Source organism: Acinetobacter lwoffii, assembly GCF_024129595.1.
Lineage (GTDB): Bacteria > Pseudomonadota > Gammaproteobacteria > Pseudomonadales > Moraxellaceae > Acinetobacter > Acinetobacter lwoffii_O.
Map to the genome: position 1 here is coordinate 70,841 of NZ_JAMXXS010000005.1, position 24,660 is coordinate 95,500.

At 45.7% G+C, this 24,660-nt stretch carries 22 protein-coding genes; 7 read left to right on the plus strand and 15 right to left on the minus strand.

Features of this window, described 5'->3' with window-relative positions; genetic code table 11:
- Positions 1 to 102: 102 nt before the first annotated feature.
- On the plus strand, positions 103 to 660 hold the full coding sequence (locus tag NI466_RS04480; RefSeq protein WP_005250272.1) for a hypothetical protein: 558 nt from the start codon (positions 103 to 105) through the stop codon (positions 658 to 660).
- A 45-nt stretch (positions 661 to 705) separates the two neighbouring features.
- On the opposite strand, the gene urtE is transcribed toward NI466_RS04480, so the two are convergent.
- The 7 genes from urtE to NI466_RS04515 form a co-directional block, all read right to left on the minus strand.
- Positions 706 to 1,404 carry an urea ABC transporter ATP-binding subunit UrtE gene (gene urtE / locus NI466_RS04485; protein WP_253172872.1) on the minus strand — a complete coding sequence of 233 codons (699 nt, stop codon included), beginning with the start codon at positions 1,402 to 1,404 and terminating at the stop codon, positions 706 to 708.
- A 10-nt stretch (positions 1,405 to 1,414) separates the two neighbouring features.
- Positions 1,415 to 2,233 carry an urea ABC transporter ATP-binding protein UrtD gene (gene urtD / locus NI466_RS04490; protein ID WP_253172874.1) on the minus strand — a complete coding sequence of 273 codons (819 nt, stop codon included), beginning with the start codon at positions 2,231 to 2,233 and terminating at the stop codon, positions 1,415 to 1,417.
- Positions 2,230 to 3,303, minus strand: coding sequence for an urea ABC transporter permease subunit UrtC (gene urtC, locus NI466_RS04495; protein WP_253172876.1), 1,074 nt, complete (start codon positions 3,301 to 3,303; stop codon positions 2,230 to 2,232). Before urtC ends, urtD begins: the two co-directional genes overlap by 4 nt.
- A 4-nt stretch (positions 3,304 to 3,307) precedes the next feature.
- Positions 3,308 to 4,939 (minus strand): urea ABC transporter permease subunit UrtB, encoded by a 1,632-nt coding sequence (gene urtB, locus NI466_RS04500; RefSeq protein ID WP_253172878.1) that lies wholly within the window; start codon positions 4,937 to 4,939, stop codon positions 3,308 to 3,310.
- Between the two features lie 94 nt (positions 4,940 to 5,033).
- Entirely contained in the window at positions 5,034 to 6,314 is a 1,281-nt protein-coding gene (urtA, locus tag NI466_RS04505; RefSeq protein ID WP_253172879.1) for an urea ABC transporter substrate-binding protein, read from the minus strand.
- A gap of 359 nt (positions 6,315 to 6,673) precedes the next feature.
- A complete protein-coding gene (gene parE / locus NI466_RS04510; protein WP_253172881.1) occupies positions 6,674 to 8,554 on the minus strand; it encodes a DNA topoisomerase IV subunit B in 1,881 nt (626 codons plus the stop codon).
- Position 8,555: 1 nt separating this feature from the next.
- A complete protein-coding gene (locus tag NI466_RS04515; RefSeq protein WP_253172883.1) occupies positions 8,556 to 9,149 on the minus strand; it encodes a YqiA/YcfP family alpha/beta fold hydrolase in 594 nt (197 codons plus the stop codon).
- Positions 9,150 to 9,395: 246 nt separating this feature from the next.
- Here NI466_RS04515 and NI466_RS04520 point away from each other — a divergent pair, with 246 nt between their 5' ends.
- The gene (locus tag NI466_RS04520; protein ID WP_253172885.1) at positions 9,396 to 10,727 is read left to right on the plus strand and encodes a GPI inositol-deacylase; all 1,332 of its coding nucleotides are present in this window, start codon (positions 9,396 to 9,398) and stop codon (positions 10,725 to 10,727) included.
- A gap of 54 nt (positions 10,728 to 10,781) precedes the next feature.
- Here the strand turns inward: NI466_RS04520 and NI466_RS04525 are convergent, their stop codons facing one another.
- Both NI466_RS04525 and gshA read right to left on the minus strand, forming a co-directional pair.
- Positions 10,782 to 11,309, minus strand: a complete 528-nt coding sequence (locus tag NI466_RS04525; RefSeq protein ID WP_219307980.1) for a disulfide bond formation protein B — start codon at positions 11,307 to 11,309, stop codon at positions 10,782 to 10,784.
- A gap of 19 nt (positions 11,310 to 11,328) precedes the next feature.
- Entirely contained in the window at positions 11,329 to 12,906 is a 1,578-nt protein-coding gene (gene gshA / locus NI466_RS04530; protein WP_253172886.1) for a glutamate--cysteine ligase, read from the minus strand.
- Between the two features lie 211 nt (positions 12,907 to 13,117).
- Between gshA and NI466_RS04535 the strand changes: the two genes are divergently transcribed.
- Genes NI466_RS04535 through NI466_RS04545 form a run of 3 tightly spaced genes read left to right on the plus strand, consistent with a single transcriptional unit; the run spans position 13,118 to position 15,574 of the window.
- Positions 13,118 to 13,657 carry a DUF924 family protein gene (locus tag NI466_RS04535; RefSeq protein WP_253100176.1) on the plus strand — a complete coding sequence of 180 codons (540 nt, stop codon included), beginning with the start codon at positions 13,118 to 13,120 and terminating at the stop codon, positions 13,655 to 13,657.
- Positions 13,658 to 13,709: 52 nt separating this feature from the next.
- The gene (locus NI466_RS04540) at positions 13,710 to 14,261 is read left to right on the plus strand and encodes a CC0125/CC1285 family lipoprotein (protein ID WP_044108800.1); all 552 of its coding nucleotides are present in this window, start codon (positions 13,710 to 13,712) and stop codon (positions 14,259 to 14,261) included.
- Between the two features lie 11 nt (positions 14,262 to 14,272).
- Positions 14,273 to 15,574 carry a DUF445 domain-containing protein gene (locus NI466_RS04545; RefSeq protein ID WP_253172888.1) on the plus strand — a complete coding sequence of 434 codons (1,302 nt, stop codon included), beginning with the start codon at positions 14,273 to 14,275 and terminating at the stop codon, positions 15,572 to 15,574.
- 88 nt (positions 15,575 to 15,662) lie between these two features.
- Here the strand turns inward: NI466_RS04545 and NI466_RS04550 are convergent, their stop codons facing one another.
- Positions 15,663 to 15,950 (minus strand): DUF2798 domain-containing protein, encoded by a 288-nt coding sequence (locus NI466_RS04550; protein WP_004647201.1) that lies wholly within the window; start codon positions 15,948 to 15,950, stop codon positions 15,663 to 15,665.
- A 258-nt stretch (positions 15,951 to 16,208) separates the two neighbouring features.
- Between NI466_RS04550 and argS the strand changes: the two genes are divergently transcribed.
- Together argS and NI466_RS04560 are read left to right on the plus strand one after the other, a co-directional pair.
- Positions 16,209 to 17,999, plus strand: coding sequence for an arginine--tRNA ligase (gene argS, locus NI466_RS04555; RefSeq protein ID WP_004647199.1), 1,791 nt, complete (start codon positions 16,209 to 16,211; stop codon positions 17,997 to 17,999).
- Between the two features lie 357 nt (positions 18,000 to 18,356).
- The gene (locus NI466_RS04560) at positions 18,357 to 18,974 is read left to right on the plus strand and encodes an SPOR domain-containing protein (RefSeq protein ID WP_004281265.1); all 618 of its coding nucleotides are present in this window, start codon (positions 18,357 to 18,359) and stop codon (positions 18,972 to 18,974) included.
- A gap of 194 nt (positions 18,975 to 19,168) precedes the next feature.
- On the opposite strand, the gene asd is transcribed toward NI466_RS04560, so the two are convergent.
- The 5 genes from asd to NI466_RS04585 all read right to left on the minus strand — a co-directional run bounded on the left by asd (position 19,169) and on the right by NI466_RS04585 (position 24,606).
- A complete protein-coding gene (gene asd, locus NI466_RS04565; protein WP_180038132.1) occupies positions 19,169 to 20,020 on the minus strand; it encodes an archaetidylserine decarboxylase in 852 nt (283 codons plus the stop codon).
- Positions 20,017 to 20,865: a sulfurtransferase gene (locus NI466_RS04570; protein ID WP_224216512.1), complete on the minus strand. Its 849-nt coding sequence runs from the start codon at positions 20,863 to 20,865 to the stop codon at positions 20,017 to 20,019. The genes asd and NI466_RS04570 overlap by 4 nt, the downstream gene beginning before the upstream one ends.
- A 184-nt stretch (positions 20,866 to 21,049) precedes the next feature.
- Positions 21,050 to 22,255, minus strand: a complete 1,206-nt coding sequence (gene pncB, locus NI466_RS04575; protein WP_253172890.1) for a nicotinate phosphoribosyltransferase — start codon at positions 22,253 to 22,255, stop codon at positions 21,050 to 21,052.
- Positions 22,256 to 22,374: 119 nt separating this feature from the next.
- Positions 22,375 to 22,905 carry an ankyrin repeat domain-containing protein gene (locus NI466_RS04580; RefSeq protein ID WP_253172892.1) on the minus strand — a complete coding sequence of 177 codons (531 nt, stop codon included), beginning with the start codon at positions 22,903 to 22,905 and terminating at the stop codon, positions 22,375 to 22,377.
- A gap of 186 nt (positions 22,906 to 23,091) precedes the next feature.
- Complete coding sequence (locus NI466_RS04585) at positions 23,092 to 24,606, minus strand: catalase (RefSeq protein ID WP_253172893.1); 1,515 nt, start codon at positions 24,604 to 24,606, stop codon at positions 23,092 to 23,094.
- Between the last annotated feature and the right edge of the window lie 54 nt (positions 24,607 to 24,660).

Genomic DNA, 24,660 nt, shown 5'->3' on the forward strand with positions numbered 1-24,660 from the left:
CAATTCAATCAAACTATTGAAACTTCAGAAGAAGTTATATCTAGCCTAATTATTTTTTGTTATATACTCAAATGACTAAAAATAATTTTAAGAGCTAAAAATTTGGATTCCAACTTACTCACATTAGGTAGTTTTATTACTAGCTTAGGCACATTGATTGTTGCAGTATTTGCACTTCATTCTTGGAAAAAACAATTTAATAAAAGCCTACAACGAGATTTTGTTTTAGATGCATTAGATACTGTACATGAAGTCTCTGCATTGAATTTTAAAATCGTTAACAAATTCAATTATGAAACAGAAAAAGATAATAATTTTCTACTTATATCAGAATATTATTTGAATCCGATACCTGCTAACTATCAAAATTTACTAGAGTCATTAGGACATAGTATGGTTAATTTGGAAAAGGTTTTAAATCGTTTAAGCAAAATCCAAAATGATGAATATTTTGATACACTTTCAGAAAAATACATTGAAACTATATCTGAAATTTACATGTTTTTTGAGTCTGATGAACTAATTGGACTTGATCATCCCGATATAATCAAAATGAGTGAAAAAGGTTGGACTACATCATGGTTAGATAAAGCCTTTGATAAAGAGCGAGTGTTAGAATTTCAGATTGAAGAGTATTTATTAAAACTATTAAAAATCTAAAGAGAGTTTCCCTCTCCCATAGGGAGAGGGTTAGGGTGAGGGAAATTAAATTGCCACCAACTCCCGAATGCCTTTCTCCGGCATTTCACTACCTACACCTTGTGCAACGACTTGCCCGCGTGCCATTACGGTATATCCATCGGCAAGTTCTTCAGCAAAGTCATAAAACTGCTCAACCAGCACAATCGCCATCTCACCACCATCAGCAAGTTTACGAATGACCCGACCAATATCTTTAATGATTGACGGCTGAATGCCTTCAGTTGGTTCATCCAAAATCAACACACGCGGCTCAGATGCCAAAGCACGGGCAATCGCAAGTTGCTGCTGCTGCCCACCGGACAAATCTCCTCCACGGCGATGCTTCATTTCGTCCAAGACAGGGAAAATTTCATAGAGATGCTCAGGCACTTTGCGTGTCTTTGCTCCTTTATATTTCGCCATACCAATGAGGATATTTTCCTCCACCGTCAGCGTTGAAAAAATATCTCGACCTTGTGGCACATAAGCCAAACCTTCACGTACACGCTGTTCAGGACCGAGCTTGGATATGTCTTTACCATCCAGCAAAATCTGTCCGGATTTAATCGGTAAAATACCCATCAGACATTTAAGGAGCGTGGTTTTCCCCACCCCATTGCGCCCAAGCACCACCGAACATTCACCCACAGGTGCAGTCAATGACACATCACGTAAAATATGACTGCCACCATAAAACTGATTGACGTCTTTGACTTCTAACATCGCGGTCTCCTTAACGTCCTAAATACTTTTCAATGACATCTTCATTGGTTTGTACTTCTGCCAATGTGCCTTCTGCCAAAATTGCGCCTTGCGCCAATACCGTGACTTTTTCACTAATGGTGTCGATAAAACTCATATCATGCTCGACCACAACGAGGGTGTGATTTTTCTTGAGTTCTAAACACAGCTCTGCCGTGCGTTCGGTTTCGGCATCAGTCATCCCTGCCACAGGCTCATCAAGCAAAATCAGTTTAGGGCGTTGCATCAGCAACATACCGATTTCTAACCATTGCTTTTGACCATGTGACAGCAAGCCAGCAGGTTTATTAATGAACTCTTGCAGACGAATTTGAGTGAGGGATTCATCCAAGGCATTTTGTGCATCCGGATCAAGCTTGCTAAAGAGGCTTTTTTTCACACGTTTGTCTTTCGGTGCAGCGAGTAATAGATTTTCCATGACCGTGAAATTTTCAAACACCGTCGGTTTTTGGAACTTACGCCCAATGCCTGCTTCGGCAATTTCTTCGGTACTCATTTTGGCTAAATCATAGTTTTGCCCGAAAAATGCGGTGCCTTCAGTGGGTCGAGTTTTGCCGGTAATCACATCCATCAAGGTAGTTTTCCCTGCACCATTGGGTCCTATGATGCAGCGTAATTCCCCTTCTTCAATGTAGAGCGACAAATCATTTAAGGCACGAAAAGCATCAAACCAGACGCTGACTTTTTCTAAATACAGTGCAATACCGTGGGTAAAGTCCGCGCCTTGTTCTTTAGGACGACCATAGCCTTCAGTGGCATGACCACCATGCGGTTGTAGGATCTCGCTCATTCGCTACGCTCCTTTTTAAAACGGTCAAACAGACCAATAATGCCTTTTGGCAGAAAGATGGTCACCACAATAAATAACGCACCCAAAATCAACAGCCATGCTTCAGGATAAGCCGAAGTAAAATAGGTTTTTACCCCGTTAATGATGCCTGCACCAATTAGTGGGCCAATCAGTGTGCCACGTCCACCCGCTGCCACCCAAACTGCCATTTCAATCGAGTTCACCGGGTTCATTTCACTTGGATTAATAATGCCTGCTTGCGGCACATACAGCGCGCCTGCAATCCCTGCAATCACCGCAGAAAGCACCCAAGCAGAGAGCTTGTACCAAAGCGTACGATAACCCAAATATTGCAGACGGTTTTCGCTGTCACGAATTGCCCCCAACACCCGACCATAGGGTTTATTCATTAAATGACGTAAACCAACAAAACAGAGCAGCAATACCAGTGCGGTGATAAAGCACAAACTCGCACGCATCGATGCAGAGGTAATGTCCATGCCTAGAATGGTTTTAAAGCCTGTAAAGCCATTATTGCCACCAAAGCCGGTTTCATTGCGGAAGAATAGAAGCGCTGCTGCAAAAGTCATGGCTTGAGTAATAATCGAGAAATACACGCCCTTAATTTTCGAGCGAAAAGCAAAGAAACCAAAAATAAAGGCAATGATACCCGGTACTAAAACCACAAGTGCCAATGACCAAAGGAAGTATTCCGTACCGACCCAAAACCACGGTACTTTCGTCCAACTGAGGAAGCGCATAAAGTCAGGAATGCTATCGCCTGCCGATTGGCGCATCAGATACATGCCAAAGGCATAACCGCCAAGGGCAAAGTACAAACCATGTCCCAGACTTAAAATCCCGGCATAGCCCCAGACCAAATCCAGTGCCAACGCCACCAAAGCCAAACACATGATTTTGCCAATCAGGGTGACCCAATACGCAGATAAATGCAGCGCTGAATCAGCAGGTAATAAATGTAGCCATGGCAATGCCAATAAGATGGCAAAGCACACGGCTATGGCGATACCGCTACGTGGTTTATCTGAAAGTAATTGTGTAATCTTCATGTGCTTACTCCACAAAACGGCCTTTGATGGCAAACAAACCTTGTGGACGTTTTTGAATAAACAAAATCACAAGCACCAAGAGAACAATTTTTGCCAGTACCGCACCAATACCAATTTCCAAGGCGGTACCGCTAATACCCAGACCAAGCGCTGCAAGAACTGCACCCCACACCTGACCTACACCACCGACAACCACCACCAAGAAGGCATCAATAATGTAGTTTTGCCCTAAATCTGGCCCGACATTACCGACTTGTGCCAAGGCACAGCCTGCAAGACCAGCAAGACCTGAACCCAAACCAAAAGCCATCATGTCGATACGGCTTGAACGAATACCAACGGCTTGCGCCATTTGACGGTTTTGCGTTACGGCACGAACAAAGAGGCCAAAACGGGTTTTATTCAGTAAATAAACCAACAACAAAAGCACTGCAATGGTAAAGACAATAATCGCAATACGGTTATAGGGCAGCATCAAGCTTGGAGTAATCGAGATCCCGCCTGACAGCCAGGAAATGTTAGAAACTTCGACATTTTGCGCACCAAAAGTCATGCGTACCAATTGCATCAGAATCAGGCTGACACCAAAAGTGGCAAGCAAGGTTTCCAACTGGCGACCATATAGCGGACGAATCACGGTACGTTCAATCAACATGCCGATCAGCCCACTTACCAAGAATGCCGCAGGAATCGCGGCGATTAAGTACCAATCGACATAGCTGCCCAAATAGCTTTTAAACAGGCTTTGCACTACATAAGTGGTATAGGCGCCAATCATAATGAGCTCACCATGCGCCATATTAATCACACCGAGCAAACCGTAGGTAATCGCAAGACCCAGTGCAGCAAGCAACAAAATACTGGCGGTACTTAAACCTGAAAATAAATGTCCTGTCCATTCACTGGCTTGAATACGGGTTTTAATACTGTTTTTCGCTTCAAGCAAAGCCGCTTTCAGCTCTGGATGTAAATTCGGCTGTGTTAGCTCATTTTCCACCATCGCCAAGACATCGGGACGATTGGAGTCTTGCAAGGCTTTCGCCGCTTGAATTTTAACTAAGACATCTGCATCTTGATAATCCAGACGCGCTTTAAGCTGGGCCAAACGGGCTTTGACTTTGTTATTTTGTTCGTTCAAATACAGGGCATTGATGTGAGCAACATTCAGCTCTGCCAAGTTGCTTTCATAAATATCAATCGCTTCTAAACGCTCGGAAGCATCTTCAGATTTGAGTTTTCTTTGTGCCAAACCAAAGTTGAGCGCTTTACGCAAGGTATTCACCAAAGTCACTTGTGATAAGTCACTCGGCCAATCTGCAACGATGCCTAGACTCGGATAGCTGAGTAATTTTTCGTCCGATTCTAAAATATAGGTTTGACCATTAGCCCCACTATAAAGCTGCTCGTTTTCAACATATTCTGCAAGCTGATCTAACTGCTCAATACTGCCCGGCCATTGCTTCAGTAAAGCACGGCGCTGGGCAAAATCACCTTGCACAAATTGCTGGATTGCATCTTGTTGTATTGCTGCAGTCAATGCAGTGCTATTTGAGGATTGTTCTGCTGATACCAGTTGCACACAAATAACCTGTACAAATACCAGAAAAATAGCGACGATATTCACGCGAATATTCATTATATTCACCCCTATTCCATTGGAAATTTTCCGTGGAGAGTAAGAAAAAAATCAGAGGACACCTGCCACGGCTGTGGCAGGCAAAAGATAGCTGTTATTTCGGAATGTACGGGCTCCAAGGCTGTGCCTGGATGGCTTGTGGCGTTTTATAGACCACATCAAACTGTCCATCGCCACGAATCTGACCAATCATGACTGGCTTGTGTAAGTGGTGATTCGTCGCATCCATTTTTAAGGTATAGCCGGATGGGGCTTTGAATTCCTGACCTGCCATCGCTTCACGGACTTTATCGACCTCTGTAGAACCTGCTTTTTCAACGGCTTGCTTCCACATGTTAATCCCGACATAAGTTGCTTCCATTGGGTCATTGGTCACGAGCTTGTCTGCATTCGGCAGTTTGAATTCCACCGCATACTGCTTCATTTTGTTGGTAAATTCTGTATTGACCGGATTCTTCACTGACATGAAATAGTTCCATGACGCCAAATGACCGACCAATGGCTTGGTGTCAATACCACGCAGTTCTTCTTCACCCACCGAGAACGCCATGACGGGAATATCAGAGGCTTTAATGCCCTGATTACCCAATTCACGATAGAACGGCACATTCGAGTCGCCATTGATGGTCGAGATCACCGCAGTCTTTTTACCAGCTGCGAATTTTTTCACATTGCCGACAATGGTTTGATAGTTGCTATGACCAAATGGCGTGTACTCTTCCATGATGTCCGCATCAGCCACGCCTTTAGACTTTAAAAAAGCACGTAAAATCTGGTTGGTGGTACGTGGGTAAACATAGTCTGTACCGAGCAGAACAAAACGCTCCGCTTTACCGCCCTCTTCACTCATCAAGTATTCCACGGCTGGAATGGCTTGCTGGTTAGGCGCAGCACCGGTATAAAAAATATTTTTGGATTGTTCCTGGCCTTCGTACTGTACGGGATAGAACAATAAGCCATTCAGCTCTTCAACCACTGGTAAGACAGATTTACGTGACACCGACGTCCATGCACCGAAAATTACCGCGACTTTGTCTTGGGTAATCAGCTGACGTGCTTGCTCTGCAAACAGTGGCCAGTCTGATGCTGGATCGACCACCACCGGTTCCAGTTTCTTACCCAGTACCCCACCCTTGTCATTGATTTCCTTAATCGCCATTAAGGCCGTGTCTTTCAGTGAGGTCTCAGAAATTGCCATCGTGCCTGACAATGAATGCAGGATCCCGACTTTAATCGTGTCGCCGCTATCTGCGACTTTGCTTTCTGCGCCCGGGGCTTCTGCTTTTTCAGCAGATTTTGAACACCCCGTTAATGCAACAGCCCCTGCCATGGTTGCGGCTAAAATACTTTTTGAAAATAAATTGCGTTGGAACATCAGATTTTTCTCCAAACTTTATAATGGTGCATTTTTCATGCTTGTCTTGTTGTACATCTGGATGGAGTGATTCAATTTCTGTGCCAAGGCTTCAAAAAATAAAAAAATTCACTTTAACTGATCTCATTATTTGTATTATGAATCATGTATTTAGTCATACTAAAAAGACTTAAAGCCCTATTGCAATGTAGAACTCAGACTCAACTTTAAATAAGTTGCATAAAGACCAATCAAAATATGCCAAAACTAAGATAGAAGATGATGTACAAATAAAGTGCAGCACCTTGAATATTTTTTGCACTGTTTTAAAACAAAAAATCCCGCGCTTGCGGGATTTTTTACTGCTTAAATTCGATAGTTTAAACCACCAAATCTGCCAGATTACCTTTTTGCTCCAACCAGTCTTTGCGGTCACTGGCACGCTTTTTCGCCAAAAGTTTATCCAGTAACCCTGCGGTATGATGAGCATCATCCAGATCCAGTTGCACCAGACGACGCGTGTTTGGATCAAGCGTGGTTTCACGTAACTGACTGGCATTCATCTCGCCCAGACCCTTGAATCGGGTAATTTGCGGATTCTTGGTTTTGCATTTTTTCAGGATGCTATTCAGCTCATCTTCATCCAAAGCGTAATGCACATCTTTGTTGTCATCAATACGGAATAATGGTGGCATTGCGACATACAAATGCCCCTCTTCTACCAGAGTCGGGAAATGCTTCACAAACAAGGCACACAGCAAAGTCGCGATATGCAAACCATCCGAATCGGCATCCGCCAGGATACAGACCTTGCCATAACGCAGTTCAGACAAGTCATCCGAACCCGGATCAACGCCAATGGCAATCGCAATATTGTGTACTTCCTGCGATGCTAGAACTTCGTCAGAAGAGACTTCCCAAGTATTCAGGATTTTTCCACGAATTGGCATAATCGCCTGGAAGTTCTTATCACGCGCCTGCTTGGCCGAACCACCCGCAGAATCCCCTTCCACAATAAACAGTTCTGACTGATCCAGATCATGGCCTACACAGTCCGACAGTTTCCCCGGCAAGGTTGGACCCGCGACAATTTTCTTACGTTCTACTTTTTTCGCTGCTTTGAGACGGCGACCGGCTTTGGAAATGGCCATTTCTGCCAGTTGCATGGCGATGTCAGAATTCTGGTTCAACCATAATGCAAAGGCATCTTTGGCAATATTCTGCACAATCCCTGCTGCTTCACGGCTCGACAGACGTTCTTTAGTCTGACCCGAGAACTGCGGCTCCTGAAATTTCAATGATAGGATATAGTTGACGCCGTCCCAGACATCTTCGACAGAGAGTTTCATATTCCGTGGCAGCAAATTCCGCAGTTCACAGAACTCACGCATCGCATCAGTCACGCCTGAACGCAGACCGTTCACATGGGTTCCGCCCTGTGCGGTCGGAATCAGGTTGACATAAGATTCCTGGACGCTTTCTCCGCCTTCGACATTCCAGCAAATCGCAAATTCTGCGCTGGCGCGCTCTGCGTCACCTGTGGCGACAAAAGCCGGTGCCGGAATAATTTCACGGTCTTCCAGCTCGTCCATCAAATAGTCGACCAGACCATTTTCAAACTGCCAGGTAATCTTTTCATCATTGATCTGATCAACATAATTGATCTGTAAACCCGCCGCCAAAACAGCTTTGGCTTTGAGATTATGTTTTAACGCTTTGAGGGCAAATTTAGGCGAATCAAAATATTTGGCTTCAGGCCAGAATTGTACCGTAGTTCCTGATACCCGTTTCGGTGCCTTACCTGCCAGCACTTCAAGCGGTGCAACCGGTTCGCCATTTTCAAAGGCCATTTTATACAGATTGCCCTGACGCTGAACTTCAACCTCTACCCGGGTCGAAAGCGCATTGACCACTGAAATCCCGACGCCATGCAAACCACCGGAAAACTGGTAGTTATCGGTGCTGAACTTACCGCCGGCATGCAGTTTGGTCATGATAATTTCAATACCGCTCTGGCCGTATTCAGGGTGAATATCCACCGGCATCCCACGGCCATTGTCTTCGACTGATAAAGAACCATCTTTATAGACCGTGACGGTAATCTTGTTGGCATGTCCTGCCAGTGCCTCATCGACAGCATTATCAATCACTTCCTGTGCCAAATGGTTGGGACGAGAAGTATCGGTATACATGCCCGGACGACGACGGACCGGATCCAGACCAGATAAAACTTCAAGAGATTGAGCCGTATATTGAGACACGTTATTCGGTTTCCTTTTTTATGCAGTCCAATAAAAACTGTAAGACGAACGGAATTTTTTCCGCAAAATCATCCATCCCGTGACTGCCATGCGCTTCAGTCATCAGTATTGCAGGGGGATGCGCAGCACTATAATAACGATGTGCTTCACGATAATCCAAAACTTCATCGCCTTGTTGCAGCAGAACCAGTATTTTGTCTGCATCTTGTGCAACAGGCAGGGCCAATTGCTGGAGTTGTACCAGATCTGCTTCATCCAGACACCAGTTCGGATGGACTTGATAAGGCAGTTGCTCGTCAAACAGTTCACGAAACAGTTGCCATGGTCGCATTGCCGGATTGATCAGTACAGCAGGCACAGCATGCTGTGCGACCAGATGTGTCGCATAAAATCCGCCGAGACTGCTGCCCAGTAACGCCACATCATGCATCGATTCAATCAGGCCAGAAACATACGCAATGGCAGCCTTCGGTGACATGTTTAAATCGGGTAAATGTACCTGAATTTCAGGATACTTTGCACAGTAATGTTGCAGCAATTTCCCCTTGATCGAGTTCGAATTACTCTTAAAACCATGCAAATAAATGATATTCATGAACTACCAACAAAAAACCCATCAATCATCAAAATTTAATTTAAATAATGTGAAGTACACTACGTTATAAGACCAGTTAATTGCTTAAATTGTCTGACAAAAAAGCTCAAAATCTTCTCTCATTCTCGTTATTTTAAGCTGAGGCCCTCAAAATCAGGAAACTCAACAAGAAAAAGAATTTATACCGCGAAGTTCTTTAAAAAGAAAGATGGCACCACATGCGGCTCATTGAAAGGACAGGATCAGATGCCAAGTTTGACACCGTTACATGAAACCTATTGTCGATGGGATCGAACCCCGCCGAGTCAGGCCGATGTACTGGAAGGTCTGGCGCAGCTGGTAACGATGCGCTTTAACGATGTGATCCAGGAGCTGATCAAGAGTATTCAACGCGAAATTTTAATGAGTATTTTCGGTTTAAGTGAAAATAATTCTGAAAAAATTCAGAATATTCCGTCGATTGTGCGGCTCTATCAAATGTCTTATGACATGCTGTTTCATTACGGTAATACCCTGATTGCCCCTGCTTTGCGCCAGATTATTGAACGCTTTCCTAAACTGCATAATAAACCGCTGACACCTTCCTTGCATTTTCTGGTCAGTGTCTTAAATGGCATTATCGGGGATTATCTGCTGAAATATCAAAACCCTCTAGCCCTGCCGATGGTGATCTATGACCATTATGGCTCGCTGCAAAAAGGTGAGCTAAGCGGTCGTATTACTTTGTTTGTACATGGCTTATGCATGAACCATTTAGACTGGTCAAATCGCAAATATGAAGGCATTGGGGCAAAATTACTGGCGCAGCGCGACCGCAATACCATGCTCTATCTGAATTACAATACTGGACGCCGGATTTCTGCCAATGGTCGAAGTCTGGCGAATACATTACAGGATCTGATTGCTCGCAATCCGAGAATTACCAGTATTGACCTGATCGGGCATAGCATGGGTGGACTGGTGTCACGCAGCGCACTGTTCTATGGCAAGCAGAATGTGTATAGCTGGGTCAACATGGTGGAGAATCTGGTCTGTCTGGGTTCACCGCATCATGGTGCGGTACTGGAACGTTTTGGTTTTAGCTTGCAGGACAAACTTGGACATTTTCCACTGATCCGGCTGCTTGGCCATCTGGTCAATATTCGCAGTAACGGTATTCTGGATTTACGCCATGGCAGCGTCCGGGATGATGACTGGGAGCATAATCCACTTCGGATCGGCTTTATGGATGATCACCGTAAACCTGCCCCGATTCCCTCGCATATCGATACCTATCTGGTCGCCGGTACCATCGAGTTTAAAAACCAAAAAAACAAGACCTTACATGTGATTGGTGATTATCTGGTCAGTATTAAAAGTGCTTTGGGCGAGCATCCCAATCCACGTTTCCAGCTCAAAGTCCCGGATGCAAACAAGGCGATTTTCTACGGCCTGAACCATTTTGAAATTCAGTATCATCCGCTGGTGGCCGAGCAGGTGGCGCGCTGGTTCTATCCAAGTATAGAAGATGAAGCCTTTGATCAGATTCATGAATATGTGATGGATCTGGACAGTCTGGAAGGCATTGCCCTGACCTGAACTTCAGCAAAATAAAAAAGCCCTCGATTGAGGGCTTTTTTATTAAATATGGAATTAATATTTATCTCTGAGTCGTTTAACCGGTGCCTTTTTATATTTACGCAGCAGTTGCCACAGGCTAATCAACAATAAAATACTGAAAAAGATCAAAGACCAGACAGGCAAGGATTGACCCAAAAAGGTCCAGTCAATCGCGGCACATTCCCCTGAACCATTTAAGACCTGTTGCAGTACAGACTGCATCGGCAGGGTTTCCAGCCAGTATTCCAGACCGGGACCACAGCTCGGCACCTGATCCGGTGGCAGGTTCTGTAACCAGACATGACGCGCAGCCACGCCCACAGACCACAAAATACTGAGCGAACCCAGCAAGGTATAGAACCGCTTCATGAGATTAGATGCGGGATTATGCAGGAATGCGATCAGTGAGATGATCCCGAGTCCGATTAATCCGACACGCTGAAACACACAGAGCGGACAAGGCGCCAGACCTTGTACATGCTCAAGATATAAGGCAAATGCCATGCCGATGACAGCAGCCAGAAACAACATACCACTCACGAAGCGATAACCCCATTGCATGGTGAATCCTCTTATTTTTTTATCGATATTGGGCTAAATAATCAGCAAAACTGACGCTGCTATCTTGCTCGAGTTGCTGTTGCTGCTGCAATGACTTTTGTGACATTTCTTCAAAATAAGCCAGGGTTTCCGGGCTGAGCTGATGTTCTTCATAGACACTGCTGTGCTGTTGGGCCAGATGTTGGCCAAAATGCCACATACCGCCCTGCTCACGTGTATCCCCGACCACCAGAGCAGACAAGGTGGCATCGACTTCATCGACCCGGATCATCATGGTTTTTAGAGCATCAGTATATAAGGTGGTGTCATAGGCCGAATTTAACAGCTTGGCCAGGGGATGCATACGTTGCAAATGCATGGCACACCAGTCTTCAATCGGATAAGACTGACCATTTTCCATAATTGCCGCATTTGGCGCACGGCCACGATTCACGACCTCGGCCTGATTCTGCTCAATGATATCCTGTTCATCGCTGAGGAGCGCCGGACTGTCCTGCAATAAACAGTACAAAGCTACCACTTCGAGGAAGCCGGCCGTATCTTCATTAATCCCAATCGGGCTATAGGGATTGACATCGACGGCACGTAACTCGACATAGGCAATCCCGCGATTTTCAAGGGCCTGTGACGGGGTTTCACCCGCGAGTGGCACCTGTTTCGGGCGCACTAAGCTGTAATATTCATTTTCGATTTGCAACACATGATCATTGATCTGGATCGGCTGGCCATTGGCATCATCTAGTCCCAGACGACTAAACGGTTTATACGGCGTTTTAACGGCTTTTTGCAGTCCGTCCAGATAGTCCTGCAAATTATTGTAGTGAATACCGAGCTGTTTCTGTGCAGAGTTTTGATAGCCAAAACGTCCCATACGTAGCGCAGTCGCATAAGGCGAATACAAGGTGCCTTTGACCAATGGCAGCAAGAAATGATCACGGCCAGTCATAAAGCACTGGCAGACCGCCGGACTGGCCCCGATCAGGAACATCACCAGTGGGGTCAGACGAATAAAGTTACGGATCAGGCCCATATAGCGATGACTGCGATAATCCTGCAAGCTCAATGCTTGCAGCGCCTCGTCCTGTTCCTGCTGTTGCAAGGCCTCGAACAGATGATCCGGGAAAGACAGGTTGTAATGCACGCCTGAAATCGTCTGCATACGGCGGCCATAACGCACACCTAGACCATGACGATACAAGGTTTTAAACAGACCGATATTCGAGCTGCCATATTGTGCCAGCGGAATACTGTCATCGCGGCTGTCCAGCATACACGGCATCGACAAAGGCCAGAGCTTTTCATCATTTTCCAGATGGCGATGTACAATTGCATGAATATCGCTGAGATAGTCCAGCGCCTTTTTAATACTGTCTTGTGGCGGAGTAATAAACTCCATCAATGCTTCAGAATAGTCCGTGGTGATATGTGGATGAGTCAAGGCTGAACCCAAGGCACGAGGATGCGCTGCCTGTGACAGGAAACCATCACTTTGCATACGTAAGCTTTCACGCTCGATACCACGCAGCATGCCTTTGATGAGTGACGACTCGACCCAGGTCGGTAACACATTTTGGGAAGTCGATTCAGGTTGACTCATTACAATCTCGCTTAAGGGGGCTAAATTATTAAATTAAAATCATCGGTTTAATCAGTATAACGTGATTTCATGCCGGCACATGACAGGCTGCCTAGTTTTCAGGCAAACCATTGATTTTTAATTTGGCAAATTTTTAACACAAACTTCCTCTATAAGACATGGAAAATTTGTGATTTTATTAACAAATAGATGCTAATGAATTGTAAATATTATGAATTATCAAGATATTTTAGACTTCTGGTTTCATGCGGACAGCCAGCCTCTGTGGTTTAGCCAAAGTCATGAATTCGACCAAAGTATTGCACAGCAGTTCATGAGCACCCATCAGCAGGCAGCCCGGGCTGAACTTTGGGGCTGGCGTAAAACCGCAGAAGGTCGGCTGGCTGAAATTATTGTGCTAGATCAATTTTCACGAAATTTATTCCGTGATTCTCCCCAAGCTTTTGCCCAAGACAGTCTGGCACTGGCCTTGGCTCAGGAAGCCATCAGCCTGAACCTGGATCAACAGCTCAGTCCGGAACAGCGTGCCTTTCTGTACATGCCATTTATGCACAGCGAATCCAAACTGATTCATGAATTCGCCTTAAAACTGTTTCAGCGTCTGGGCAATCCGACCAATCTGGAATTCGAGAAAAAGCATAAAGTCATTATTGACCGCTTTGGACGTTATCCGCACCGGAATCAGATTCTGGGTCGTGCATCGACCGATGAAGAACTTACTTTCCTGACCCAGCCCGATAGCAGTTTTTAAGATTTTTTAAGCCCGGCTGTCTGGACTGGATCATTGCATCAGGAGACCGAACATGAAAAATACACTACTGGGATTAGGTGTAATTGCTGCCCTCAGCCTGACGGGCTGTGCCACCACACCTTCCAAACCTTTGACCTTTGACCAGCTCGGCCAGTACAGCACCACGCCATTAAATGCCAATACCTATCGCATCAGCTTTCAGGCACGCCCTAATATGAGCTTTGGAACGGCGGAAGAAATTACCCTGCTCAAAGCCGCACAGACTACCGTACAAAATGGTTTTCAATTCTTCAGAGTACTGAATGATCCAAGTAACCGCACTCAACAACCTCCACGGCAAGCCATCGTCTATCCGGCGCCAAGCTTTTATCCGTACGGGTATTACCGCCGATATCCGGGATTCTGGCCAGACCCATTCTATGACCGTCCTTATACCGTGACTCTGGATCCTGCCCAGGTGGCTTATACCATTGAATGCTTCAAGGCCAATCAGGCGCCTCAAGATGCCTTTGATGCCCGCTTGATTTTACAGTCACTTGGGGCTAAATATGGTTTAAGTCCATCCGGTGCAGTGCTGCAACCGCAACCGGCCAATCCCTCCTGACAGGATGATCTATGCAGACAGAGCGTATCTCCCCGAGCTTACAACGCAGTAAACGTTTCGCGACCATCGCCCTGGTGGTCGCCGTACTGACCTGGTTGGCATTGATGGTTGCAGCCAAATTGTTACCTGAATATGTCTGGCTCATTCATATTCTGATGCTCTCGGCAGAAGCGGGTGTGGTCGGTGGCCTGGCGGACTGGTATGCGATTACCGTGCTGTTTCGTAACCCTTTTGGCAGATTGCCTATTCCCAAGTTTTTACGCGACCATACCGAAATCATTCCACGTAACAAGGCCCGTATTGCAGAGTCAATGGGCCGTTTTGTACAGGAAAATTTTCTTTCTCCGCAAATTGTACAGCGCAGTCTGGACAGTACCGACCTGAGTCTGGCTGCAGGACGCTGGCTGGCCAATCCACAAAACAATGCCCAAGTGACTCAGGTCATTCAGCAGACGGTGCCTAAAATCTTTGAATTTGTGGGACAGGAACAGATTGCCGGATTTATCCAGAGCAACAGCGTGCAATGGGTCAAAAATACCCAGATCAATACCCTGGCCAGCGAAATGCTGCATGCCGTTCTGGACAATGATTTCCATCAGGATGTACTACAGCGCGGACTGGATGTGGTGCATGCCTGGATGACCTCACATCCTGAACAAACCCGCGAGCTAACCCGTAACCTGTTTAAGGAAATGGGTGTGTGGAAACTGGCCAAAGGCGCCAGCTGGATCGGGATTGACGTGCAGCAACGCAGTATTGATTCCGTGATCGGGCGGGTTGAAGCCATGTTGGCCGATCCAGATCATCCATGGCGACTTAAAATTGAGAGCATGGGACATAGCTGGATGTTACAGCTGGCGGATAATGACAGTGAAGCCAGCCAGCGTCTGAATGAAACCAAAGATGCCTTACTGGATAGCCCACAAGTGCTGAATTTTATCAGCGGTGCGGTGGTGATTTTATGTGATGCGATCAAGGCTGACTTGCAAAAACCGGATTCGGGGATTGCGGAAAATCTTAGAATTGCCATCCAGCAGGTCGGAGAAAATATTATCTCGAATGCCTCGGTACGTGAGCTGCTGAATAAACGTCTCAGCGGAATCGCGGTTGACCTGAGTGACCAGTATAGTGAAAAAGTGATTCGTTTTATCAGCGAGCGCATTCACGAATGGGATTCAAGCGAGATGATCGACAAGATTGAAAATGAAGTCGGCGGCGACCTGCATATGATCCGGGTCAATGGAGTTGTGGTCGGTGCTTGTATCGGTCTGGTGCTCGGGATCATCCGGGCGGCGGTGGAGCATTTAATTTAAAAATGATGCTATTCGCCCCATATAGCCCCACTTTTAAAATGCTCAAGAATTGACTCCAGCCAGATCAAATTTAAGATTTAAAAAATGATCATTTGGGTGGCTGAGGTCCGGACATATCGACCAACAGCCCAGTGAATTTGCGTACGAATGGCAATAAGGTCACCACAATCGGAAAAGCAATCGCCCAAGAAATCATCCAGTTATGAAACCAGAGTGCCATAAATCCATCAATCCAGCCAAGATTGCGCAGCATATTGATCATGGAAATGATGCCACTCATCAGGCAGGAAAGGATAAAAGGCACAATAATCAATGCCCATTTTGCAGGAAGTTTAGGAATATGACCGATAATGGTCGGACGTTGTGATGCAGCCACGACATGCTCTTTTTACTGTTTTCAGATGACTAATATAAGCCAAATTCTATACGGTGGAGCATTGTTTTTTTCATCTGAATCATTGAGCTTAAACTGGTTTTATTTTCACGGGATTAATCCGTTGATTTTCCCTTTCTTTAGTCAAAAACTTCTAACGAAGTGATCCTCTACTTTTTATTCCCTAGAAATGCTTTTACCTAAACAGCCTGAAATTTGCTATATTTGCTGTTTTTCTGCGATCTCTATTTTCGACTGATTATGAATACGGCAATACAAGCAGCTCTCGATCATGCAGTGCACACTTTACAGGCACAAGGCGTACTCCCATCTGACTGGAACAATACAAGTAATTTGACGCGTACCAAAGACCGAAGCCATGGTGACTTTGCGTCGAATATTGCCATGATCGCGTCGAAAGCTGCGGGTATGAAGCCACGTGATTTAGCGGAAAAAATTCTTGCTGCCCTGCCTGAAGTGGCGGATATCAGCAAGGCAGAAATTGCCGGTCCTGGTTTTATTAACTTCTTCCTGAATGCCGACCAGCGCTTTGCAGTCCTCGATCAGATTCAGGCACAACAGGCGACTTATGGTCGTACCCAGGTCAATGCCGACAAACGTATCCAGGTTGAATTCGTGTCTGCCAACCCGACCTCCAGCCTGCACGTAGGTCATGGTCGTGGTGCTGCGTATGGTATGACGGTTGCGAACTTGCTTGAAGCGACCGGTGCAAAAGTAGATCGCGAATACTATGTCAATGATGCTGGCCGTCAAATGGACATTCTGGCGACTTCGACTTATCTGCGCTACTTAGAATTAACGGGTCAGGAACTGGTATTCCCGAAAAATGCCTACCAAGGTGACTACGTAAAAGAAATCGCGCAAAGCATTATTGACCAGGATGGCGACACCTATGTCCGTCCTGTGGCCGACGTGTATAAAGACGTACCTGAAGATGTACAATTTGCTGCTGAATTAGATGCTGATGGCAATAAAGTCGTATTGTCTGGTGATAAAGAAAAACACATTGATGGTTTGATCTTTAACTCACAAGCGTTAATTGGCACAGGCTACCGCGTATTCTTGCAAGCCGCGCTTAAAGCAATCTTAGATGATATTAAAGATGACCTCGGCGAGTTTGGTGTAACCTTCAATCAATGGTTCAGTGAAGAATCATTGACAGACAAAATTGAAGAAGCCTTACAGACTTTAGACCAGCGTGGTTTCCTGTATGAACTGGATGGCAACATCTGGTTTAAATCCACTGCATTCGGTGATGAAAAAGACCGTGTCGTAAAACGCCGTAATGGTCAGACCACCTACTTCGCATCTGACATCGCTTATCACCTGAACAAGTTACAACGTGGCTATACCGATATCATCGATATCTGGGGTTCGGATCACCACGGTTATATCGCACGTGTAAAAGCGGCCATTGATGCGTTGGGCTATGACTCGAAAAAATTAACGGTTCTTCTGGTTCAGTTCGTGAGCCTATGGCGTGGCGGCGAGATGGTACAAATGTCATCTCGTTCAGGTCAGTTCGTGACCTTGCGTGATTTGCGTAAAGAAGTCGGCAATGATGCCGCTCGTTTTTACTACGTGATGCGCAAGTCTGAACAGCACATTGATTTTGACCTGGATCTTGCTGTGTCACAAAGCAAGGACAACGCCGTGTATTACATCCAGTATGCACACGCCCGTATCTGTCGTATGTTAGAAAAAGCAGCTTCTACCAATGTTAACTTTGATGCTACAGCGGCACGTAATTTAGCGGCTAAGCTGGAGCTTGATGCTGAAACTGAAATCCTGGCCAAGCTGGCGGCCTATCCAGAAATTCTGGTCCGTGCTGCAAACAGCTATGAGCCGCATCAAATCGGTAACTACCTAAAAGAACTGGCAGCATTATTCCACGGCTGGTACAACGACAATAAAGTACTCGGTGATGATGCTGAATTGACCCAAGCACGCTTATTGTTATCAGTGAACGTGCGTCAGGTACTGCGTAACGGTCTGGAACTGCTTGGCGTATCAGCTCCTGAGAGCATGTAAGCAAAACACTGTTTTGCATGCTCGCAAGGCGAGAGCTAGGCTCGAAGCAGAAATGTAAAGCACTGCTTTTACATTGATGCAAGAAGGTAAATAGTCAAAGCACTGCTTTTACATTGATGCAAGACAAGAGCTATGCTCGAAGCGAGCATGTAAGCAAAACACTGCCGTTTATCTGCTGAGCAGACATTTTGTAACTTCAGCTATGTGCTTGAAGATACAGATAAATTAAAATTCTGTGTGATTTGTGATCTAGAGGATGACTTTTGTATCCTGATCACATAGGATGAAGTGATAGTAGGGGCATAACTGCTGTTATGCCTTTTCTATATGTCCCGATTAATAAGAGGAAAATCCCAAGTGTTTGGAAAAACGCAACGCGGTGTATCTGAAAGACCGAATAAGCCTAAAAAGCCACTTATTCCAACCTGGCTCGGCACACTCGTGATCATTTTAATCGTGTTAAGTTTTTTAATGGCACTGATGCTCTGGAAGCCATGGGAACCGGTCAAACCGAAAACTCAAACAAGTGCTGAATCTGTCCAAGAAGAAGATACCAATAAAGATTACCGTTTTTATGACCTGTTACCACAGCAACAAGTGACGCCTATTCCTGAACAGGCCGTCCCTGAAAACAAAAATCAGGATACGGTAGTAATTGTAGAAGCGCCTCGACCTGAAGTAGCTCCACCTGAGGCGACCACAACTGAGCCTGGCTTAGAAGCCAGTGAAGCGCCTGTTGCCGCTCCGGCCAGTTATATTCTGCAAGTCCGCAGCTTTGATGACCCGGATCAGGCCGATGCCCGCCGTGCTGAAATTATTCTCAATGGTTTATCTGCCGATGTGGTACGCAGTGTAGAAAATGGCAAAGTCTGGTATCGCGTGGTTTCAGGCCCTTATGATTCTGCAGAAGCCGCGATTATCGCACAGCAAACCTTGCAGAATAGCGGGATCGATTCCATCGTCGTGAAACGGTAAATTTCTAGAAATAAAAAAAGCGCCTGATGGCGCTTTTTTTTGAACCTCTCCCTTGCGCAGCAGTGCTGCTCATGTCCTATAAGGAGAGGAAATCCCCCTTTTTTAAAGGGGGACTGAGGGGGATTTTTATTTATTCTAAACGAGAAAATATTTAATCCCTCCAACCTCCCTTTAATAAAGGGAGGGTAAAATCTTTAAACTGTATGCCCCAGCGCTTCACCCATATTCACCAAAGAATTGGCCTTGAATACGGCATCCCACTGCATTTTATTTTCTTCGAATAAAATCACTGCTGTTGAACCGAGGTAGAAACGACCCAGTTCTGCCCCTTTTTCCAGGAACAGATCATGCTGATTAAGTTCGATCCGGCCTGAAGGCTTCACTTTGCCGGTTGCCACGGTTTCAATACCCGCCACAATCATCGCACCGACCAATACCACCGCCATACGGCCGATTTCAGTATCAAACAGACAGACCATACGTTCATTGCGTGCAAACAGGCCCGGAATATTTTCTGCGGTCACCTGATTGACCGAGAATAGCTCGCCCGGTACATATAACGTTTCAGTCAAGGTGCCAGCAAATGGCATATGCACCCGATGATAATCACGTGGCGACAAATATACGGTCGCAAATTCACCGTTTTTGAATGGCTCGGCCAGTTGCGGATCAGCAATCAGTGCTTCAACGGTAAATTTCTGGCCTTTGGCCTGAAACACATCGCCATTTTCAATTTTACCCAGCTGGGAAATCGCACCATCTGCAGGCGAAACAATGCTCGTAGCATCTGGATCAACTGCACGGATACCTTCTTTTAGGGCACGGGTAAAAAATTCATTAAATGATTTGAATTTCAGGGCATTGGCCTGTTCAGCAATCGACATATCAATACCATACTGCGCCTTAAAGGCAGTAATTGCAGCAGTTTTGATAATCGGGTTTTCGCTGGCGGCAATTTTACCCACCACCCGAGACAAGCGATGTTGCGGTACTAATCGTTGAGCTTTAATAAAAAACTGTTGTTTTAAACGTGATTTGATGCTCAAGATGGCAGCTCCCCTGTAGCGATTGGACTATCGAGGCGGTTGCCCCATTCACTCCACGCACCATCATAGGCTCGAATTTTCCAGCCCAGTAAACGACCCAGAATATAGGCCAAACCTGAGCGGTGATGGGACTGGCAGTACACCACAACGGGTTGATTCAAATCAAAGCCCAGTTGTTCCAGACGCTGCTGAGTACGTGGTAAAGGCTGTAATTTTAAATGATTTTCGCGATTAAGGGCAGTACTCCATTCAAAATGACGTGCTCCCGGAATGTGACCGCCGCGTCGAGCCGCTAAACGTAGGCCAGTATATTCATCTTGTGTACGGCAATCCCAAATTTGAACCTGTTGATTTTCAACCTGTTGGCGCAGTTCATCATAGCCAATCTGAAAATTCGCCTGATGCTCAAGATTGACCTGCAACACGTTCTTCACTGGTGCAAACTGTTCCTGACTGGAAGAAGTCGGCAAGCCTGCACCGAGCCAGGCATGAATCCCACCATTCAATAAGCTGGTATTTTCAAAGCCCAGACAATGCAGGTTCCAGAGCAAACGCCCTGCCCATGCCCCGCCCTCATCATCATAAGCCACCACATGATGTTCAGGAGAAATATTCAGATAATCAATGAGAGTCTGCAAGCCTTCCGCGTCCGGCAACAGTCCCATTGCCGTTTCTTCCTGACGCACCAGAAGTTTAGGCTTTAAATGCAAGGCGTGCGGAATATGCAGCTGCTCATACACAGAGGCACGGCTCAGGTCGACAATACGAAGTTTTTCATGGCCCAAATAGGGAACTAAATCTTCTGCCTCAATCAGCAGGCCAAAATTAAAAGCTGCAGCGGTCATCGTTATCATGGCTATTATTGGTCAAATCCTGTTGATCTTAGCACAGCTGGTTTTTAGACTTATGCGCTTTCTTTGCAGATGATTAGCAAGATTTTAGCTAAACCCTAGTCTTAAATACTCTTGCATAAAAAAACCGCATCTGCATAGACACGGTTCTTTAAAATTATGAATTTTTCAAACTGACTTAAGCAGGTTCATTGATCTCAAAAACCTGACGCAAATAGGCCAAGAACGTATCATTATCGGTCATGGTTTTGCCCGGACTATCCGAGATTTTGGCTACTGACTGACGGTTACATTCCACCAGTTTCAGCACAATATTGAGTGGGGTTTGCCCCATATCATTGGTCAGATTGGTGCCAATGCCGAAACTGACCTGAAAACGGTCTTTAAAGTACTGATGCAATTTCCAGGCTTTTTCCAGATTCAGGCCATCACTAAAAGTCAGCATCTTGGTTTTGCTGTCTATTTTCAGCTTTTTATAATGCGCATAGGCCTTGTCACCCCATTCATAAGGGTCGCCACTATCATGACGCAAGCCATCAAACAGCTTGGCAAAGTACAGGTCAAAGTCGCGCAGGAACGCATCCATACCGACTACATCGGTCAAGGCAATACCCAAGTCACCACGATATTCCTGTACCCAGCTTTCTAGTGCAGATTTCTGGAAATTACGCAGACGTACGTCCAGAGCCTGAAAAGCTTGCAGGAATTCATGCGCCATGGTACCAATCGGGGTAATGCCCAGCTCTTTGGCTAACAGTACATTACTGGTCCCACGGAACACATGCGGTGCGGCTTTGTGAAATTCTTCGACCACATGCTTTTGCCAATCGAAACTGTAACGGCGACGCGTACCAAAATCTGACACCAAAAATGGTGGATCATTGGGGTTTTGCGCAGCATCATACTGTTTTAATAGCTCGATTTTGGCTTTTAAACGGTGTTCGCCTTCAGCCAACACTTCAGGCGTGCGAATGCGGCTGAAATACAGTTCATTGACAATAGCGAGAACGAATATCTCAAACATCATCGCCTGAACCATCGGGCCTTCCACCACAATATCCAGACGGCCTTGACTGTCGATACTGGCCTTGATGAAACGGCGCTTGAGTTGGAACAGTTCCAGATAATCCACAAAATCGCTTTTGATAAAACGTAAGCTTCTTAAATATTGCAGTTCATCTTCTTTGAATTTGAGCTGACACAGCAGGTCCAGTTGAGGATTCAGGTCATCCAGAATATCCGTCAGTGGATAGACTGTATCTTCCAGATTACGACAACGGAAATGGTAGACACTATGCGTTTGCGGAAACTTGTGTAAGACCACTTGTAACATGGTGAATTTGTACAAGTCAGTATCTAACAGAGAATGGATAATTGGAGCCATAACTAAGGGAATATCGCTGTGCTTATCTCTGCATTAAAGCATAAAAAGTCATGCAATAATGCAGGATTTACGTACAGCTGGCTGTATTTGCGACAAAAGTATCAGAAGCATAACCCGGTTTATTTCTGGGTGTTGGTCTGAGCTTTTTCCTGTTCCTGAATCAGTTTCTGTAGCTGTTTTTCCTGGCCAATGACCTTGGCAAATTCGGCTGTGGTCTTTTGTCCGGTTTTTTGCGCCTGGACATCACAGTCCACCTGACGCAACTGCTTGGCAATCGCAAATTCCATCTTGAATAAAGCCCCCATCAAGGCCGTATTGCCTCGATTGTCTCGAGCACAGCGGTCGGCACCATGTTTAAGCAAACTGCTGACTATCGCTTGATGGCCATAATACGTTGCCATCATCAGTGGCGTATAACCGTCTTTATTGCGTACATCGACCGGGAAGCCATGTTTCAGAAATTCGTTGATAACTTCACTATTGCCAACTTTAGCCGCAGCAAAGAACAGGTTGACCAATTCCTGTTGTGAGTTCATCTGAATATTGTCCACGCTTTTAGCGGGGGAGATCTCCTTAGCGACAGTCACGTTTGTGAATGCGGAACCTATCGCGAGAATACTGGCTAAAAACACAGATGACATAACTTTCATGATGAACTCCAACAGAAATCGAAAAGAAAATTTCAGTCACTCAGGACCAACTTCACCTGAGATGAGATAAAAAACGGAGTGCCTGTAAAACTCCCCCTAGGGTGCAGGAAAGGTTTGGAGTTTTACAGGACTTTTCGGAGGTGATGCGCTATGCCCTAATCACCAGTTCCTCGAGACCAATCGGGATTAGTCTTTTAATTTTGCAGCTTTGGCTTTAACAGTCGCCAGGTTCCCATTGACCGCTTTGGTCATACGCGTACCGTAGTCTGCATCTGCCTTGTAGAAATAAGACAACATGATGTGCTTGGTTTCTGAATCTTTCACTGCACCTAAGTCAGCAGCAAGGTTCATGATCAGGTCATCTTTCTCTTTAGCTGTGTATGAACGGTACAGCTCACCTGCCTGCTTGAAGTTCTGCTCTTTCACGCCAATTTGCTGTACATGACCAGATAATGGTGTTTGTACCGCACGTGCTTTTTCAGTTGCAGCTTTTGGCTCTTTACGGCTTGGCTCATAGTTCACATCCGAGTCACGCTCAGATACATTCATGTAGCCATCTTGGTTATTGTTGTTCACATTTACCACTGGACGGTTCACCGGAATTTGCTGGTGGTTGGCGCCTAAACGGTACATTTGGGTATCCGAGTAAGAGAAGATACGGCCTTGTAACAGACGGTCTTCTGATGGCTCGATACCTGGTACCAGGTTACCTGGTGCAAATGCCGACTGTTCAGTCTCGTTGAAGAAGTTCTTTGGCATACGGTTCAGCGTCAAAGTACCGACTTTGGTTTCTGGAACCAGCTCAGTTGGCCAGATTTTAGTTGGATCTAGCGGATCAAAATCAAAGCTGTTTAGATCTTTAGGATCAAGCACCTGAATATACAGGTCCCATTTCGGGAAGTTACCTGCATAGATGTTGTTATAAAGATCATTGGTCAAGTGGTTGAAATCTTTACCTTGCTGCTCAGCCGCTTCTTTCACGTTCAAGCCCTTCACGCCTTGTTTAGAGCGGAAGTTGAATTTCACGTATTTGTATTCGCCTTTGTCGTTATACAGTTTGTAAGCGTGAACACCAAAACCGTCCTGTTCGCGATAGCTGGTTGGAACACCTTGCTTGCCATACACATAAGTCAGCATGTTGGTTGCCCATGGCTGGCTCGACAGGAAGTCAAACACACGGTTGGCATCTTGCACGTTGGTGACTGGGCTTGGCTTCATGGCATGAATGAAGTCTGGGAATTTGATCGCATCACGGATAAAGAATACCGGTGTCTGGTTACCAACCAAGTCCCAGTTGCCTTCTTGGGTATAGAACTTCAACGCAAAACCGTGCGGGTCACGTAGGGTTTCTGGTGAACCCTTACCATGAATTACGGTAGAGAAACGTAGGAAAACTGGAGTTTTAGTCCCCGCTTTGAACAATGAAGCAAGGGTAAGATCAGACAGGTCTTTGGTCGCAACGAATTCGCCATATGCCCCAGTACCACGCGCATGCACCACACGTTCAGGAATACGCTCACGACCAAAACGTTGCAGTTTTTGAACCAGTTGCACATCTTGCAGCAAAGTTGGACCTTGTGGACCCGCAGTGATCGAGTTCTGGTTATCACCGACTGGCGCGCCATTGTCTTTTGTTAAAGGAGCAGCTTGTGTAGCTGTGACAGTTGCAAGCATTGCAAACAGTAATGAACGCTTAAACATTTCTAAATCTCTCAATTTATTACCTTTCCTGCATGGGCTAAGATACGCCAACAC

What these genes read in the sequence shown, in the direction of transcription:
- urtE (WP_253172872.1), bottom strand. Translation starts at nt 1,404, where the DNA reads ATGTTAGAAGTCAAAGACGTCAATCAGTTTTATGGTGGCAGTCATATT.
- urtD (WP_253172874.1), bottom strand. Translation starts at nt 2,233, where the DNA reads ATGAGCGAGATCCTACAACCGCATGGTGGTCATGCCACTGAAGGCTAT.
- urtC (WP_253172876.1), bottom strand. Translation starts at nt 3,303, where the DNA reads ATGAAGATTACACAATTACTTTCAGATAAACCACGTAGCGGTATCGCC.
- urtB (WP_253172878.1), bottom strand. Translation starts at nt 4,939, where the DNA reads ATGAATATTCGCGTGAATATCGTCGCTATTTTTCTGGTATTTGTACAG.
- urtA (WP_253172879.1), bottom strand. Translation starts at nt 6,314, where the DNA reads ATGTTCCAACGCAATTTATTTTCAAAAAGTATTTTAGCCGCAACCATG.
- NI466_RS04515 (WP_253172883.1), bottom strand. Translation starts at nt 9,149, where the DNA reads ATGAATATCATTTATTTGCATGGTTTTAAGAGTAATTCGAACTCGATC.
- NI466_RS04520 (WP_253172885.1), top strand. Translation starts at nt 9,396, where the DNA reads ATGCCAAGTTTGACACCGTTACATGAAACCTATTGTCGATGGGATCGA.
- NI466_RS04525 (WP_219307980.1), bottom strand. Translation starts at nt 11,309, where the DNA reads ATGCAATGGGGTTATCGCTTCGTGAGTGGTATGTTGTTTCTGGCTGCT.
- gshA (WP_253172886.1), bottom strand. Translation starts at nt 12,906, where the DNA reads ATGAGTCAACCTGAATCGACTTCCCAAAATGTGTTACCGACCTGGGTC.
- NI466_RS04535 (WP_253100176.1), top strand. Translation starts at nt 13,118, where the DNA reads ATGAATTATCAAGATATTTTAGACTTCTGGTTTCATGCGGACAGCCAG.
- NI466_RS04540 (WP_044108800.1), top strand. Translation starts at nt 13,710, where the DNA reads ATGAAAAATACACTACTGGGATTAGGTGTAATTGCTGCCCTCAGCCTG.
- NI466_RS04545 (WP_253172888.1), top strand. Translation starts at nt 14,273, where the DNA reads ATGCAGACAGAGCGTATCTCCCCGAGCTTACAACGCAGTAAACGTTTC.
- argS (WP_004647199.1), top strand. Translation starts at nt 16,209, where the DNA reads ATGAATACGGCAATACAAGCAGCTCTCGATCATGCAGTGCACACTTTA.
- NI466_RS04570 (WP_224216512.1), bottom strand. Translation starts at nt 20,865, where the DNA reads ATGACCGCTGCAGCTTTTAATTTTGGCCTGCTGATTGAGGCAGAAGAT.
- pncB (WP_253172890.1), bottom strand. Translation starts at nt 22,255, where the DNA reads ATGGCTCCAATTATCCATTCTCTGTTAGATACTGACTTGTACAAATTC.
- NI466_RS04580 (WP_253172892.1), bottom strand. Translation starts at nt 22,905, where the DNA reads ATGAAAGTTATGTCATCTGTGTTTTTAGCCAGTATTCTCGCGATAGGT.
- NI466_RS04585 (WP_253172893.1), bottom strand. Translation starts at nt 24,606, where the DNA reads ATGTTTAAGCGTTCATTACTGTTTGCAATGCTTGCAACTGTCACAGCT.